Raw genomic sequence first — 15290 nt, 5'->3', positions numbered from 1 at the left:
AAAGTTCGGGTGATTTTCGAGCCCGAAGGGATGTAAACTGCCGTAACATTCCTTATCTTATTGGGTAATAGAAGAAAAAAGGGATAGAGCCGATGTCGAACCAGCAATTTGAGGCGCTGATCAAAGAAACGCAAACCAAGGTGCGCGAAAGCCAGTCGCAGATCGAAGGGCTGACTTCGCGAATTGAGGCCGCCCGCGCCAAGATCGGCACCGCCGAGGCAGACATCGACATCGAAAACGCCACGCTTGAGGATGTGCACGCTCATACCGAGGTGATGAACGCCAATATTGCCGAGCTGATCATGGGTCTGGATGATGTCACCAACGCGTTTTCCAAGGATTTCGACGAGATGCGCTCGAAAACCGGCTGGGAATCGTTCGTCGGCATCTTCTCACGCGGGAAATCGGAATCCATGCGGCAAGAGCGGATGCGCACTGCCAATATCGACGACAAGCTACAGGACCTGATCGCCAAATCCGACGTGATCGTGCAATTGCTGCAAGGGCAACTGTCGGTGCTGGAAGAGCAGCGGGTGAAGGTTGAAGATAACTTGACTGTCACGCTGGATGACCGTGAGGCGACCGTGGCCGAGCTGGAGGCATTGCGGACCGAGATTCAGGGCATGGACCCGACGATCATAACGCTGGAAAATAAGATCTCCGTCGAACAGGACGCCGCCGCACGCACCCAGCTGGAGACCGAACTGGCCGAGCTGAACAAGCAATACAACGCCAAGGTTCAGGAAGAGCAGGTCAAGCTGGCCAAGTCCCAGACGCTTGAGCGCTATATCGAAAAGGGCAAGACCTGGGTCGACTCCCTACAGAACCAGGCGGCGACGCAGATGGTGCTGATCAACAAGCTGCAGACAGACACGCAACAGCGCGTGGTGCTGTATGACGCCCTGACCAAATCGCTGAAAACCGCGCAGCAGCAGGACGTGGCCCACCGCATCAACGAGATCGGCGTGCAGACCGACCAAGAGGCGCAAACCGCCATGGCCGCCATCGGCACCGCGACCAACCAGAAGATGGCCGACATGCTTGAGGCGCATGAGGATCACATGGTCTTTGCCCGCGACGTGCTGGAGAAGAAGGCCAAGGCGGATGAGCGCTTTGCCCGCCGGTTTGCCTCGATTGTCGAGAAGCATGATAAGAATTTGTATGGGGGTTAAACCCTGATGGTTCGACCGAGTAGGGTTAGCTCGATAGTTAAACTCTTGGCTTCGTTCTTGGGGCTTGGTGCCATCGGAGTGGTGCTCTGTGTGGGATCATGCGTGATCGCAATAAGAGCTTTTGGTTCGGACGCGTTGATTACCGAAATCGTCATAATCTCGGCCAGCTTGGCGTTCATCGCCTATGGTTTTTGGCTGTTCATTTGGTTCCACAGAAAGGGAAACGAGCTAGATCGTGAATACCGCCCTTGGGCCTACAACAAGTTTGGTCACCCGAAATGACTAACCCCACCCAAGACCATGTCGGCCTGACCGACACCTTCGCCTCGCGCCGGTATTTCCGCAAGTTCGAGGTGATCACTGTCCACCTTCTGCGCGTGGCCGCGACGATGGAGGCTGAGGGCGCGATCTCGAAGCAAGAGGTGCGGATCGTGTCGCGTTACCTCTCGGGGCTGCTCTACACTTTCCGCGCGCTGTCTATGAAATATCTGCTGGTCGGGCGCGATACGGGGCGGTTTTTTGGCAGCCTCGCCATGGACAAGCGCGACAGTGGCTTTCCGGTGGCGACTGAGCTGCTGACCATGGCCAATGACGCGCAACAGGCGCAGGTGCATCTGACGAATATGCCGTCCGAGGACGACCTGAAAACCGATATGGTGCGCACCATCATTGGCGACCGGGAAATCCCCACCAAGCTGCAATTCGCGCTGTCCCAAAGGCTCTATTACGAGGAATTGTTGAAAGGTCAGCTGTTCTGGGCCCGCAACGATCCCGAATGTCATTGGATCGGGAATGAGGGCGAGCGACGCAGGTTCATGATCCATTGGGCGGTCTATGACAGCCAGATCAACCTGCCGGTCATCTACCTGATGCAGTTGGAAGACAGCGGAAAAACTGCCCTGCCCAAGGACCAGCGTCGCTGGCCCGAGGTGCAGGCGCATCTGATGGCGCAGTCCTTGGGCGGATTAAAGCTGGTGACCATCGCCAAAGGCTTCGATCAGGATTTCGACGACCTGCACCCCAAACATATGCGCCGCATTCATGTGGGGCCGATGTATTCTTCGGCCTTTACCGAGCAATCAGGACCTTTGCGGCAGGTGTTGGAGGACGCGCAATCTCCGCAAGGTCAGGATTGGGCGCTGGCCTGGACGACCGAAGAACTGCAAAGCGAAGAGGTGATTGAAGAACGCGCAGGGTGGTTTTCCACCGTCGAGCGCGAGGTTTTCGCACTGGACCCGTTCGGCGGGCAGGGGGCCGAGACCGGGGCCACGCGCACCCAGCGGTCGATCATCCTGCCGCAACGTCCGTTCCAGGTGCTGGCCGAACGCAACCCGCCGGGCTTTGCCGATGTGCGCAAGTTCGTCGTCAGCAAGGCCGGGCAAGTGTTGAGATATTGAGTTTCACGCATCCGGCGGGAGTATTTTTAAAAAGATGAAGCAAGAGCGGTTTATGAAATGAGTTTGACGTCAGATCAGATGGAATTGCGCGAAGACGATATTCGCAAGCATTATCCGGCAGCGACTGCCCTGCTGAACGGGTTCGAGCATGCGCCACGGATTGCCAAGGCTGTTGAAGCCACCGTTGAACGCTCTCCGGGCGTATCAACCGGGCGACGGTTTCGGTCGACAACGCCGGGTCTGGTGACACGTCGAGCCGTACGCGCCGATGGGGTGCATCTGGTCGAACGGATCGAGGCTTCGGATGATGGCGATGCGCTGGTTTCGCCGCCGCAGGCCACCACGCAGCAGGCCATTCGCCGGGCTATCGCTATCGCCTTGGCGGTTGCTGAAACCTACGCGGAGCAGACTTCGTTGGCTGATCTCAAGCGCGCGAATTTGGCCGGGGACCTGCCTGCGGCGCGCAAGACTGAATTCTCGGAACTTCTGACAGCTGAGGCTCTGATCACCTCGCACACATTCGGCAATGCGCTGGCCTATCTGATGTCTTCGCATCTGGGCGAAACCACTGTTGATGCTGGCGAAATCGAAGAGGTTCTGACCGACAATGGCCAACTCGCCCTGCACGGCGCTTTGTGGGAGCTGGACCAGACGCTGGCCAAACACGCGCCCGACGACGCGCACCTGATCGCGGCCACCAGTGCCTATGCTGAACAGCTGATGGACAAGGCCACACTGCGCGCCCAATCTGCAGGGCATCTGGCCCCGTTCCAGAACGCCGCCTGGCATATCGAGGCGGATGATCTGACGATCCGGGGGTTCGAACCGGCCTCCAAAGCCAAATCCACCACCCTGACCATGACGTTCAAGAAACCGAACGAGGTGGTCGGCAACCATATTGCCAAGTATCAGGCGATGAAGCTGGCCAAGATGGTGATGGCTTATGACTTCGACCGCCGCCTGAACCCGTTTGCGGAACTCGGCGGGTTCATCTTTACCTTCATGGGGGACGGCAAACCGGGCACCGGCAAGACCACCCTGATCCAGATGATGGCCGGGCTGATCAACGACTATTGCCAGAACGCGGGCTATCCGTTCCGCTATCAGAACCTGAGTACCGACAATATCGACAGCTATCAGGGCAAATCCGGTCAGAACGCCAAGGCCTTTATCAATACGATCATCGACCCCTCGGTCATCGGCTTTGGCACCATCGACGATATCGACCAGCTGGCAGGCAAGCGTGGCGACCGCCAGTCGTCAGCCGGGCAACTGGAAATCACCGCCGTGCTGATGGAGAGCTTTGCAGGCGCCAACACCGTCGTGCGCGGCAACTGCACCTTTGGCATGTTCTCGAACTACCCCGAGAATGTGGACGACGCCCTGCGCCAGCGGGCGGGTGCACGGTTCCTGGTGGACGGGCCGCAGACGCGCGAGGACTACATCGACATCCTGCACCTGCTGATGGGCCACAACCACGATATCCCGCTGGGCGAGCACGAAGCCTATGCCGCGCAGGAGATCAAAAAGGCCGTCGCCGCCAGTTTCGAAAGCCATTCCCGCCCGCATGAGGACGCTCTGCTGCAGGTCTATGACCGGGTGTCCGGCGATATCGGTCAGTTGGATACGATTGCCAAGATGGGCAGCTACCTCAAGGCAATCCAGCAGGCGGATGAGCGCTTTACCGGCCGCGCGATCAAGAACATCACCGACGCGGTTAAGGTCCGTGCGATGGATTTCGAACTGCCCGACGAGTGGATGGAAAACCCCGACCTGTTCCTGTTCCGCGACTACGACACCAAGAAGGCCATGATCGAGGAGCTGCGCCAGCCGATCACGGTGGAAATGGTGATGCAAGAGATCAACCGCTATGCCGACAGCGAGTTCCGCTATGCCGACAAGAGCGACGAGGTCGCCATCGAAAACGCCGTCCGAGAGATGGGCCGGATGGAAGAGGCCAAGCGGCGGTATCTGGAGGGGAAGGGGTGACGGGCGGAAACTACTCTGCGGTACACTTTGAGGAATTGCCTCTAAATGTGGAGGATCTAAGTCATGTTCCGAAAGATAGTTTGGCTTTCTTTGCAGTTAGTAGCTTTGCAATTACAGAGTTGAATGTCATCGCGCGAGTAGTCCTATCAACTTTCCAAACTTCCAAAAAAGACGAACCAATTAATATTGCTGCTTTTATTCAGCAATGCTGCATCTTGAGGATATGGACTTTAAAACTGTTCGAATTTCATGACTGCATCAAGAAATTGGCTAGCGGAAAGGATTCTGCTGGAAGCGAGGTTAGACGGGTTGCCAAAGACTGCCTGCATAAGTTCAACGACGAACTGCGATTGGATGAGACTTTTTCACTTGCGAGAGATGTAAGAAACGAGGCTGCGGGTCACTATTCGTTCAATGCAGCAAAAAAGAACCTGAACCACGTCAATAACGAGGGCTTCGCCAGCATGTTCGTAAACAAGCAAGCGGGAAATTCGTTTTATCCTTTCGGGGAGGAGGTAATGTTTGCTGGCCGGTTGAACCGACACGGTGCTTCCCCAGCTAGTGCAGCAGCCCGGGATAAACTTATTGGCGAACTGTTCAATTGGAACTTGAAGGCAAACAGCTGGGTGAGAACCTGCCATTTGCAGGTTTTTACACAATTGGTTGCACCGGAACTATCTGGTAAATCTAACAAAAAGAGCGTGTTCTGGATTGAAGCAGAAAAGGTTGGGGACATTAGCGATTTTCGCGTTCCACTGTTCGCATCACGAGACTTGGGGAAGGAAGTATGATCCGCCTCATCGAAAAAGGCCTGATGTTCGGCAATCTCGTCCACATCTCCAGCCCGGCGCTGGTCGAGCGGTATAACCGCGCGCTGCAGCATCTGGCGGGCAAGACCACGGCGCTCACGGATTTCCATGTCGATATCTCGGGTTATTCGCCCGAGGTGGGGATTGAGCTGGAGGATGAGCTTTACCTCAACCCCAACGGCGTGAACCGGCAGTTCATCCTGCTGACGACCGAACAGAAACGCGCGCCGCTGCTGAACGTCAAATTCTCAACCTCGCGCGACATTCTGCGCGAATTCATCGAGATGAACGAGGCGCAGCTATTCGCCCTGACCGCCACTGATGCGGTGGCCGGAGAGCTGGTGAACTCGGTCATCAAACTCAGCACGCCGCGCGACCTGCTGAACCTGCGCAAGATCGAGATCGAGGCCGACACCGCAGGCGGCACCCTGCGCAAGGCACAGCAACTGGCTGGCATGGTTGAACGGTTCAAAACCGAAGAAGACGCGTGGTTCGACGATGTGCTGATCGCCAGGATGATCGAGACGGCCAAGGAAACCGGCGACGTCACCCGCAACCCGGTGCGCCTGCGACATACGGATTTTGAGCAGCGCAATTTCTGGACGGCGCATTTCGGCGGGCTCTATCTGTTCCCGGACATAGATCACCCGGCGGCGATCTGTATGGGCGACAAGCCTGACGACTTGCCGATCAAATACACCTTTGACCCGTTACAGCGGAACCAGATTGCCAAGTTTCTGGGCTATAACGACCTGGTCGAACCCATCGTCAAAGCGCGCGGCGTGGATGCTGCAGCGATCCTGCAGCAGAAGATGGATTTCCTGACCGTCGATGCGGCTGCGGATGCAGATGTCGATCTGACAGGGTTGGATCGCAGTGACATGCGGCGCTTGGCGCGGAATCACTCGGATCGCCTGCCCGAGGCCTATCATGGGCTCGCGCAACTGTTGCGCTGGGCGAGCGACGGGGGGCCGTGGCCGCGTATCACCTCGGACCATCCAGCCTATTTCTATACATTACGCGCCGCCGATACGCCGAACCGCGATCTGGTGAACATGTTGTTGTCTGAATTGGCCCCGCTAGACCCGCGCCAGATGTTTATCTGCCATAAAGAGCTATTCTATCGCACATATTCTGGCTGGCCCGAAAGCAAGAAGGCTTATGTTGCCGACTTCCTTGCACGCGAGTATCAGGTGGACAAGCAAGGAGCCCGCGCCGCGCTGTTCGGGCATGAGCCGGATATGAGCGGCGATGACCGGGTCAGCGATGACCTAATCGCTCGGGTCGGTCCATGGGGTTCGGTGAGGAAAGGCTGATATGTTCGGATTGTTGCGCCTGTTGCTAATCATGCTGGTGATCCAGACGATTGCCTATGCGGCGCTTTCCTTCTACTCGCGCGGCATTCGGCGGCGCAAACTGGAGGACTGGTGGGACGAAAAGGGCAAAACGGGCAACAAGGAAGCCTTTGTCGAACGCGGATTGCATGTGTATGACAATTCGTTCCGGCGCAAACTGATCCTGGGTGTCTATATTGTGCCGTGGGTGGCGATTGGCGCGCTGATCTACATTGTGAATTACATGTGAGGATTAAGGCATGGCCTATGTGAAATGGGCGTTCATTATCATTTTCTGGGGCACGATTGCAGCGGTCCTGCAATACTCATTGCCGCAGCATGACATTGTCCGCATCGTCAACACGTATGAAGAACGGCAGGATCTGAACGATTGGACTCGGATTTTCTGGTCCGAGTCTCAGGACCAATCCGCAGGCCTGGCCAACCGGGACGTGCAGTTCATTCAAGCCGTTCGCGACAACGGTAAGCCTATCGTTTATCGAAACGAGGATACCGGCTGGGGCTGGCCGCCCTATTTCAAATTCGATACAGCGAACCTGTATACCGAAGCCAATGATGCCAAGTCGACCAAGGAGAATCCGAAATGGGTGGTCGTCACCCATTACGGCTGGCGCAACGAGTTTCTGTCGATTTTTCCAAACGCCATCTTCATCAAACATGTGGATGGGCCGGATGCGCGAGTTATCCCTTGGTTCAACATCATCTTCCTGACGATATTCGCAGCGGTGGTCTGGGCGATATGGGTGCGTTGGCGCAGGTTCCGGCAAGCTCGGATCGATCCGATGATCGAAAACGTGGAAGACGGGTTGTATGCGGCGGGCGACGCAATTGAAGAACGCCGCAACAGGTTTAGGCGCTGGCTGGACAGCTGGAAGTCGAAATAAAGTGCAGGGGGCGTGCAATCAGCACGCCCTTATAGCTTGAACTGCTTGTCACCTGACTATGAACTCTGCGTGCAACGCGCCCGCTGCCTTTATGGTTTTCAAAATATCGATCATGTCCTGAGGCGACACGCCCAGCGCATTCAAACCTGCAACCACTTCGGACAGTGTTGTGGCCTCGGGGATTTCGGCAAGACCGGTGCCTTCTTCCTCTTCGATTCCAGCGATGGTGCGGGGCACAACCACTGTTTCACCCCTGGCAAACGGGTTGGGTTGCACGGCAATCGGAGCCTCTTGCACTGTCAAAGTCAGATTGCCCTGAGAGACTGCCACACGCGAAATTCGAACCTCTTGCCCCATGACAATTGTGCCGGACCGCTGATCGACGACCACACGCGCTTTTGATTCAGGTTCGACCAGTATGTTTTCAATGCGCCCTAAGGCATGGGCCGTTGAAACCGCCTGTGTTGCGGCGACGTTAAGCTCAACCGTTCCCGAATCCCGCATGATGGCCACTGCCCTGTTGAACTCGGTGTTGATTGCGGTTTCGATCCGTGCAGCTGTGGTGAAATCGGGTTCTCTCAGCGCGAGACGCATTTGGGTCAGGGTCGACAGGTCAAAGTCAATTTCACGCTCGACTCGTGCACCAGAGGGGATGACGCCCGACGTCGGCACGCCTCGCACCACCGAAGCGGCTGCGCCCTCGGCAGAAACGCCACCTGCCAGGATTGTGCCTTGCGCAACTGCATAGATTTGACCGTCGGCTGCGTTCAGAGGGGTCATGATCAACGTTCCCCCCAATAGGCTGCTGGAATCGCCGATGGCCGAGACTGTCACATCGATCTGACCGCCCACTCTTGCAAAAGGCGGGAGGCTGGCAGTGACCAAAACCGCGGCCACGTTTTTTGGTCGAAAATCTTCGCCGTTCACGTTGACACCCAGGCGCTCCAGAATGTTGGACATGATTTCTTCGGTGAAGGGCGCATTACGCAAACCGTCACCCGTTCCATTCAAACCCACGACTAGGCCCTAACCTACCAGATCGTTGCCTCGTACACCGTCAAAATCCACGAGGTCCTTAAGGCGGATTGCTCCTGCCCAAGCCATGCTGGGAAGGAAGACCAAGAGAAGTATCAGCGCCCTCATCTCAGAAAGTTCACGAGTGAAAGGTTCGCGTTGCGAACGGTTACGGAATACAGGCTTTCCAATTGGAACTGCACTGTATGAAGCTTGGCCGCTGTTTCATAAGGATCAGCGGCGATCAGTTCGTTTCGGCTGAATTCAAGGCTGGTGCGCGCAGCCGAATTACGTGTCGCGGCTTCTTCTATGCGGGCCTCGGCTGTGCCGACTTCGGCCCGAAGTTGGACAGTGGCGTCCTGCGCGTTGGCCAAGTCGACACCCAGTTGCGTGAACATGGCGGTGCGTTGATCGGGGGAAAGTGCCAATGCGCTGTCTGTTGCCAGTGCGGCCACTGCAACATCCCTGAGAGCAGCCTTGAAAGCCGTGTCCGTTGCAGTGATCGGCAAAGTGACGCTTTCGTTTTCCGATACCCCCGCAGAGACGGCGATTCCCCCATGGCGACGGCAATCTCCCGATGTGCTTCTGCAAACCGAGTCACAGAATCGGCCAGAAACAGAACGTTCAGCCCCTGATCGCGCAGGTATTCCGCTGTCGACATGGCCGACCATGCGCAACGTCTGCGCGCCGATGCTGACTGATCAGAGGTAGCGGCCACTACGATGGTCCGATTCATGGCCTCAGGGCCGATGGCATGGGCGACAAACTCATTCACTTCGCGCCCCCGTTCACCAACCAGAGCGACAACAACCACATCGGCCTGCATGGAGCGCGCCAACGTTGACAGCAACGTGGACTTGCCAACGCCCGATCCGGCAAACAACCCGACCCTTTGACCGCGCACAATCGGCAGCATCGTATTGAGAATGGACAACCCCGTGGCCATTCGCTCTCCCAAGGGTTTTCGCTTTCACGTCGTTCCTTGGCTTGCTGGTGGTCGATGGCCCCGGCGGACATGTCGCTGTGGATGGCAAGCTGTTTGCCCGGCATCCCGTCCAGCGCGAAACGCGCGCCGACCTCAGCCATCCGGGCCGCGCCCTTGGTGATGACCATGAAGTTTACAATCAACAGAACACCAAACACCACAAGGCCCAGAAAAATACTGCCGCCCATGACGAAATTGGCGAACCCTTCAATCACATCGCCTGCTGCGTTTGGGCCGGTATGCCCTTGTCCGATGATCAGTTTTGTCGAGGACACGTTCAGCGACAGCCGCAACATAAGAGATGCCAGCAGGATCGTCGGGAAGGACGAGAAATCCAGTGGGCGTTCGATGAACAGGGTTAGTGTGAAAATCAAGATGGCCAGAGCAAAGGAGGTGGCCAGGCCCACGTCCGACACCCAGGCGGGCATGGGCAGGATCATCATGACGATGACTGTCATCAGCGCCAGAGCCAGCAGGACAGTTGGCGAAAACAGGGACCGGATGTCGATCTTGGGCACCTAAAGCTCCTAGTTGAAGGCGATGAACGCGGTTGCAGCGCCCGTGGTTGGTACCAAAGACCCCAATGCGCCGGTGTGGGGCGAGTTCGTCTGTATTGGGATCAAAGGGGTTCCGGCCCCGGTGAAGGGATCGCGGGGCATGGCCGCAAGCCGGGGCTGGGCGGAGTCTTCAAGCTGTGCCAGTACCGTTTGAAACCGCCTTTTGTAAGCTTCGGCCAAGGACGTGGTGCGGGAATGATAAGCCCCGGCGGCGGCAGGCCACGAGCCAAGCTCGGCATGCAGGTCTTTCAGGAACTGGGCGGCGTAGGTTGCGTTTTCATCCGGATCGAACATCGCGTCGATCGAGCGGAATGCCTTGCCATGCCAGCGATAGTTGATCTGAAAGCAGCCCACATCAAAGCTGCGCGTCCCCGCTTTGAAGATTTTGAACACGTAGGCCTTGGCCGCATCTTCGGACTTGAACCAGTATCCCTGACCTTCGACATTGATGGTCCAGGGCCAGGGCAGAAATTGACCCTTTAGTGTGCGGCCCGTCTCAACGCGCGAAATGGCGCGCAGAACGTCCAGGGGTACCCCTTGGGACAAAGCTGCACGTCGCGCAGCCTGATCGCACAAATCTCCTATGCGGGCATTGGGCGCGGCAAACACTGCCTGAGCCAACGTCACAAGCAGGAACACGAGAACGAGCGGGATCTTTTGATTTGGCATTCTGCCGGTCCGGGATTCTGAACTGTCCCGGCTAAGCTAGCCATTGATCGGTTTACAGACCGTTATCGCCGCTTCAGTTTCGGTCGATTTTGCGCCCGAAAACAATACTGGTATTTGTACGCAAGACACCGGGGATCTTGGCCAGTTCGTCGACCAGAACATCCAGATCTTCCAGCCGGGGTGCTTCGGCCGAAAGCATCAGGTCGAATTCACCGTTGATAGACAGGCACAGTTTGACCTCGGGGTAGGCCTCAAGCCGCTTGATGATCCGGGTCGTTTCTTTCTGCTGCACTTCGAGCATGACGATCACCTGCACTTTGGGTGTATCTTCCGTTGACCCAAGGCGCACGGTGTAACCCGTGATGACGCCGCGCTGCTCCATTCGGTTGATCCGTTCATGTACCGTTGTGCGGGCCACACCCAGCGCGGCTGCGATCTGAGTGGTCGAGGCGCGCGCGTTGGCTTGCAGGGCGGCGATGATACGACGGTCAAGCTGGTCCATTGGGGCTCCGGTTTGTGGCAAGTCCGGGTTTAGATCAGATTGAAGCCCTTGCTCAAGGCTCACTCGGGATGCGCGGGTGCAGATCGTCGATGATGATCGGATGAGCGTGGATGCCCGATCCGGCCAGGTGCGGGTGATTGGGTGGCAGATCGGGATGTTCGTGGACGACGGGGTCCTGATCGACACGTGGCCACAAGCTGATCGCGCCAATCACACCCACCACGGACAATGTCGCCATGCTGCTGAGCGCGACAGTCGGTCCAAACACCGTCATCAGCCACCCTGCAAGTGGGTAAAGCACCAGCCAGCACCCATGCGACAGGGTAAACTGCGCGGCGAAAACGGCAGGGCGGTCTTCGGGATGGGCTGATCGGGTCAAAAGACGTCCCGAGGGTGTGAGCGTGGTGGAGTACCCGAAACCGGTAAACGCCCAAAACACGGTCAGAAGGCCCAGCGACAGAGGAACGGTTGTGGTCAATATTGCGGCTAAGGCCATGGAACCGGTGGCAAAAACGGCCCCTGCGACCATAACCCGACGGTCTTCGATCCGATCCAGAAGGCGGGGTAAGGTAAACGCCGCCAGCATCGATCCACCTCCGAACCCGGCCAAGGCAATGGCCACGGCGCTTTCCGACAGGCCCAGATTCGCGCGCACGATAACCACTGTGTTGACGATCACCATTGCGCTCAGCGCGGCCGCACTCCAGTTGAGCGCAAGCAACCCGCGCAGCCGGGGTGTTTTCAGATAGATGCGGATACCACGGGTGGTGCGGTCATATATGCCACGGGGTTTGCTTGGCTTGGGTGAAGGTAGTACGACCGAAACCACCAAAAGTGCAGAAGCAACGAATCCCAGTGCCGTGCCCATAAACAGGTTGTTGAAGCTGACCAGCAGCAACAATGCGGCGGCGAACATCGGGCTCAACAGGCTTTCCATGTCGTAAGCCAGACGTGAAAGTGACAAAGCGCGCGTGTATTCGCCCTCATCAGGTAATACATCTGGGATTGTTGCCTGAAACGCGGGTGTGAACCCGGCCGAGGCCGATTGCAGCACGAAGATCAGCACGTAAACCTGCCAGACTTCGGTCACGAAAGGCAGGCACAGGGCCACCACAGCGCGGATCATGTCCAGCACGATCAGCATTTTTCGGCGGTCCAGCCGCTCGGCAAAAGCGGCAGCGAGCGGGGCAACGGTGACGTAAGCCACCATCTTGATCGTCAGTGCTGTGCCCAGAACCAGACCCGCGGCATCCCCGGCCAGATCAAAGGCAAGCAGCCCCAGCGCAACCGTGGCCAGCCCGGTTCCGGTCAGGGCGACGATCTGGGCGGCGAACAGGTGGCGGTAGGTTCGGTTTTTCAGAATGCTCAGCATGGCTCAGAGATACTTTGTAATCGCTTTGAAATCTTCAATTCCGCTGCCATCACCGTCGGCGGACAGGCAATGGTCGATGTGATCGTGAATCAGAGCGCGTTTGGCATTCGTGACGGCTTTTTCAACAGCAAACAGCTGTTGGGCAACGTCCGAACAGGGGGCCTGTCCCTCCAGCATGGCAATGACCTTGGCCAGATGCCCATGGGCACGTTTCAGCCGGGCCGTGATCTGTGGATGTGACTCGTGGAGTTGATTTGACATAGCCTATCCTTATCCCCCCCATAGGGATACGGTCAAGTGCCCGGCGCTGATTTGCCCGCGACTTTCGGACGGCGTTGAGTTTAGGGACTAAACCGCCTATCTCGGGGGCGATATCGCACAAAGGAATAGTCGCGTGGCGAACCATTTGTATAAAAACGACCTGCCGGACGGGCTGAATCTGGGCCCCGTCGTGGCCATTGACTGTGAAACCATGGGGCTGAACCCACATCGCGACCGTCTGTGCTTGATCCAGATGTCGGGCGGCGACGGCGACAGCCACATCGTTCAGGTGGAAAAGGGTCAGACCGAGGCACCGAACCTGTGTGCCATGCTGGAAAACCCTGACGTCCTTAAGTTGTTCCATTTTGGACGTTTTGACATCGCCGCGATGTACCACACGTTCGGTGCGCTGGCTGCGCCAGTCTATTGCACCAAAATCACCAGCCGGTTGGTGCGCACCTACACCGATCGTCATGGCTTGAAAAACCTGTGTCAGGAACTGATTGGCGTCGATATCTCGAAACAGCAGCAGATGAGCGATTGGGGTGCTGAAGCCCTGACGGAGGCTCAGCTGGACTATGCGGCCTCGGACGTTCTGTACCTGCACCGCCTGCGGGACGAACTGAACAAGCGGCTGGCCCGCGAGGATCGGACTGAGATGGCGCAGGCTTGTTTTGACTTCCTGCCGATGCGTGCGAAGCTGGACCTCGCCGGTTGGCCCGAAACGGATATCTTTGCGCACTCATGACCGATACCGAAGCCTTTCTGAGAACCGCCCGTCAGGTCATCACAGACGAAGCCCGTGCGCTGGACGTGCTGGCCGATAGCCTGGATGAACACTTTGCCGAGGCCGTGCAACTGATCCTGCAAGCAACGGGTCGCATCATCGTCAGCGGGATCGGCAAGTCCGGCCATATCGGTCACAAGATTGCGGCTACGCTGGCGAGTACTGGGACGCCTGCGTATTTCGTACATCCGGCCGAAGCCAGCCATGGCGACCTGGGTATGGTGTCCAAGGGCGACGTGGTCTTGGCGATCTCAAACTCGGGCGAGGCACCGGAACTGGCCAACCTGTTGGCCTTTACACGCCGCTTTGGCATCCCGCTGATTGGTCTGTCCAGCAAGCCCGAGAGCACGCTGATGAAACAGGCGGATGTGCATCTGCTGATCCCGTCGATGGGTGAGGCATGTGGCTTTGGCATGGTACCGTCGATCTCGACCACGCTGACTCTGGCGATGGGCGATGCGCTGGCGATTGCGCTGATGAAATATCGCGACTTCCGCCCCGAGGACTTCCGCGCCTTCCATCCCGGTGGCAAACTGGGTGCGCTGTTGAGTACAGTGCAGGACCTCATGCATTCCGGCGCGGCGTTACCTCTGGTGGCGGCCGATACGCCCATGGGGGATACGCTGATCGTCATCAGCCAGAAAGGCTTCGGTGTGGCCGGTGTTACCGACGCCTCGGGCGCGTTGGCCGGGATCATCACTGACGGCGACCTGCGGCGGCATCTGGACGGTCTTATGGGCAAGTCAGCCGCACAGGTGATGACCTCGAACCCGACAACCATTGCCCCCGGTGCGTTGGCTCAAGAGGCCGTCGCCATCATGAATGATCGCAAGATCACGTCGTTGTTCGTGGTCGATCCCGAAGGCGCCGGGCAAGCGCTGGGCTTGCTGCACATTCACGACTGCCTGCGCGTCGGTCTGGGTTGAGGGAGGGCGACGTGGACAGATATTCCCGCATGGTGCAGTTCCTGAAGGTGCTGTTGCCGCTTGCGGCCATCGTGATGCTGTCCACTGTTTTCCTGCTGTCTCGCAGTATCGAAACAAACGTGTCCGTGCCATTTGCGGAAAAAGACATTGATGAACGGTTGGCGCAGCAGGTGGTAACGCAGCCCAATTATCAGGGGACGACCCGCAAGGGTGAAAATGTGCATATCGAGGCTATACAAGCCGCCCAGGGCAGCGAGGACACGACCCCGACGGCGTCCGAGTTCCGAGGCCGGTTCGGTCTGCTGAGCGGTGGAACGATCACGCTGGATTCAAGCTCCGGTTTGATCCGTCCTGACGAAGGCACGGCAACTTTTGTCGGCGACGTGGTGATCACCACTGCTGACGGGCTTCAGGTTACAACGGATCTGCTCAACACGTCTCTGGACGAAATCCGGGGCGACACTCCGGGGCAGGTGAATGGAACCGGGCCTATCGGTGACTTTTCCGCCGGTCGCATGACGTTTGGGACTGAAAAAAAGGATGGTCCGGTCCATATTGTTTTTACAGACGGTGTGAAGCTGGTATACGAGCCTGAAAAAGCAGAAAGATAA

General features: G+C 57.5%; 15 protein-coding genes and 3 pseudogenes. 10 read left to right on the top strand and 8 right to left on the bottom strand.

Features of this window, described 5'->3' with window-relative positions:
• Window positions 1–92 precede the first annotated feature (92 nt).
• From AC2FJZ_RS14130 to AC2FJZ_RS14100, 7 genes are all read left to right on the top strand, one after another.
• Window positions 93–1172, top strand: a complete 1080-nt coding sequence (locus AC2FJZ_RS14130) for a hypothetical protein (RefSeq protein ID WP_496778335.1) — start codon at window positions 93–95, stop codon at window positions 1170–1172.
• 278 nt (window positions 1173–1450) lie between these two features.
• Window positions 1451–2569 (top strand): hypothetical protein, encoded by a 1119-nt coding sequence (locus tag AC2FJZ_RS14125; RefSeq protein ID WP_496778333.1) that lies wholly within the window; start codon window positions 1451–1453, stop codon window positions 2567–2569.
• Window positions 2570–2626: 57 nt separating this feature from the next.
• Window positions 2627–4558, top strand: coding sequence for an AAA family ATPase (locus tag AC2FJZ_RS14120; protein WP_496778331.1), 1932 nt, complete (start codon window positions 2627–2629; stop codon window positions 4556–4558).
• On the top strand, window positions 4555–5349 hold the full coding sequence (locus tag AC2FJZ_RS14115) for a hypothetical protein (protein ID WP_496778329.1): 795 nt from the start codon (window positions 4555–4557) through the stop codon (window positions 5347–5349). Before AC2FJZ_RS14120 ends, AC2FJZ_RS14115 begins: the two co-directional genes overlap by 4 nt.
• Entirely contained in the window at window positions 5346–6683 is a 1338-nt protein-coding gene (locus AC2FJZ_RS14110; protein WP_496778328.1) for a DUF6638 family protein, read from the top strand. Before AC2FJZ_RS14115 ends, AC2FJZ_RS14110 begins: the two co-directional genes overlap by 4 nt.
• Before the next feature lies 1 nt (window position 6684).
• On the top strand, window positions 6685–6951 hold the full coding sequence (locus tag AC2FJZ_RS14105) for a hypothetical protein (protein ID WP_050605588.1): 267 nt from the start codon (window positions 6685–6687) through the stop codon (window positions 6949–6951).
• Between the two features lie 10 nt (window positions 6952–6961).
• Window positions 6962–7606: a DUF1523 family protein gene (locus AC2FJZ_RS14100; RefSeq protein WP_496778326.1), complete on the top strand. Its 645-nt coding sequence runs from the start codon at window positions 6962–6964 to the stop codon at window positions 7604–7606.
• A 48-nt stretch (window positions 7607–7654) separates the two neighbouring features.
• Here AC2FJZ_RS14100 and AC2FJZ_RS14095 read toward each other — a convergent pair.
• The 8 genes and pseudogenes from AC2FJZ_RS14095 to AC2FJZ_RS14060 form a co-directional block, all read right to left on the bottom strand.
• Window positions 7655–8749, bottom strand: a pseudogene (locus AC2FJZ_RS14095) (flagellar basal body P-ring protein FlgI).
• Entirely contained in the window at window positions 8746–9075 is a 330-nt protein-coding gene (locus AC2FJZ_RS14090) for a flagellin (protein ID WP_496778324.1), read from the bottom strand. Before AC2FJZ_RS14090 ends, AC2FJZ_RS14095 begins: the two are co-directional and overlap by 4 nt.
• A 41-nt stretch (window positions 9076–9116) precedes the next feature.
• Window positions 9117–9587 (bottom strand): annotated as a pseudogene (fliI, locus tag AC2FJZ_RS14085) (flagellum-specific ATP synthase FliI); the annotation flags it as partial.
• Window positions 9584–10123: pseudogene (locus tag AC2FJZ_RS14080) on the bottom strand (FHIPEP family type III secretion protein); the annotation flags it as partial. The pseudogenes AC2FJZ_RS14080 and fliI, both read right to left, overlap by 4 nt.
• 9 nt (window positions 10124–10132) lie before the next feature.
• Window positions 10133–10831 carry a transglycosylase SLT domain-containing protein gene (locus AC2FJZ_RS14075; RefSeq protein ID WP_496778322.1) on the bottom strand — a complete coding sequence of 233 codons (699 nt, stop codon included), beginning with the start codon at window positions 10829–10831 and terminating at the stop codon, window positions 10133–10135.
• 73 nt (window positions 10832–10904) lie between these two features.
• Window positions 10905–11333 (bottom strand): Lrp/AsnC family transcriptional regulator, encoded by a 429-nt coding sequence (locus AC2FJZ_RS14070; RefSeq protein ID WP_050605585.1) that lies wholly within the window; start codon window positions 11331–11333, stop codon window positions 10905–10907.
• 52 nt (window positions 11334–11385) lie between these two features.
• A complete protein-coding gene (locus tag AC2FJZ_RS14065; protein WP_496672401.1) occupies window positions 11386–12705 on the bottom strand; it encodes an MFS transporter in 1320 nt (439 codons plus the stop codon).
• 3 nt (window positions 12706–12708) lie between these two features.
• Window positions 12709–12966 (bottom strand): metal-sensing transcriptional repressor, encoded by a 258-nt coding sequence (locus AC2FJZ_RS14060; RefSeq protein WP_496672402.1) that lies wholly within the window; start codon window positions 12964–12966, stop codon window positions 12709–12711.
• Between the two features lie 133 nt (window positions 12967–13099).
• On the opposite strand from AC2FJZ_RS14060, the gene AC2FJZ_RS14055 reads away from it, so the two are divergent.
• Genes AC2FJZ_RS14055 through AC2FJZ_RS14045 form a run of 3 tightly spaced genes read left to right on the top strand, consistent with a single transcriptional unit; the run spans window position 13100 to window position 15290 of the window.
• The gene (locus tag AC2FJZ_RS14055; RefSeq protein WP_050605582.1) at window positions 13100–13714 is read left to right on the top strand and encodes a ribonuclease D; all 615 of its coding nucleotides are present in this window, start codon (window positions 13100–13102) and stop codon (window positions 13712–13714) included.
• The gene (locus AC2FJZ_RS14050) at window positions 13711–14679 is read left to right on the top strand and encodes a KpsF/GutQ family sugar-phosphate isomerase (RefSeq protein WP_496778320.1); all 969 of its coding nucleotides are present in this window, start codon (window positions 13711–13713) and stop codon (window positions 14677–14679) included. Before AC2FJZ_RS14055 ends, AC2FJZ_RS14050 begins: the two co-directional genes overlap by 4 nt.
• Before the next feature lie 11 nt (window positions 14680–14690).
• On the top strand, window positions 14691–15290 hold the full coding sequence (locus tag AC2FJZ_RS14045) for an LPS export ABC transporter periplasmic protein LptC (RefSeq protein WP_496778318.1): 600 nt from the start codon (window positions 14691–14693) through the stop codon (window positions 15288–15290).

The sequence above is a fragment of the Ruegeria sp. CDSA079 genome, from assembly GCF_059612245.1.
The sequence above is the reverse complement of the archived record's forward strand: the minus strand, read 5'-3'. Positions and strand labels throughout refer to the sequence as shown.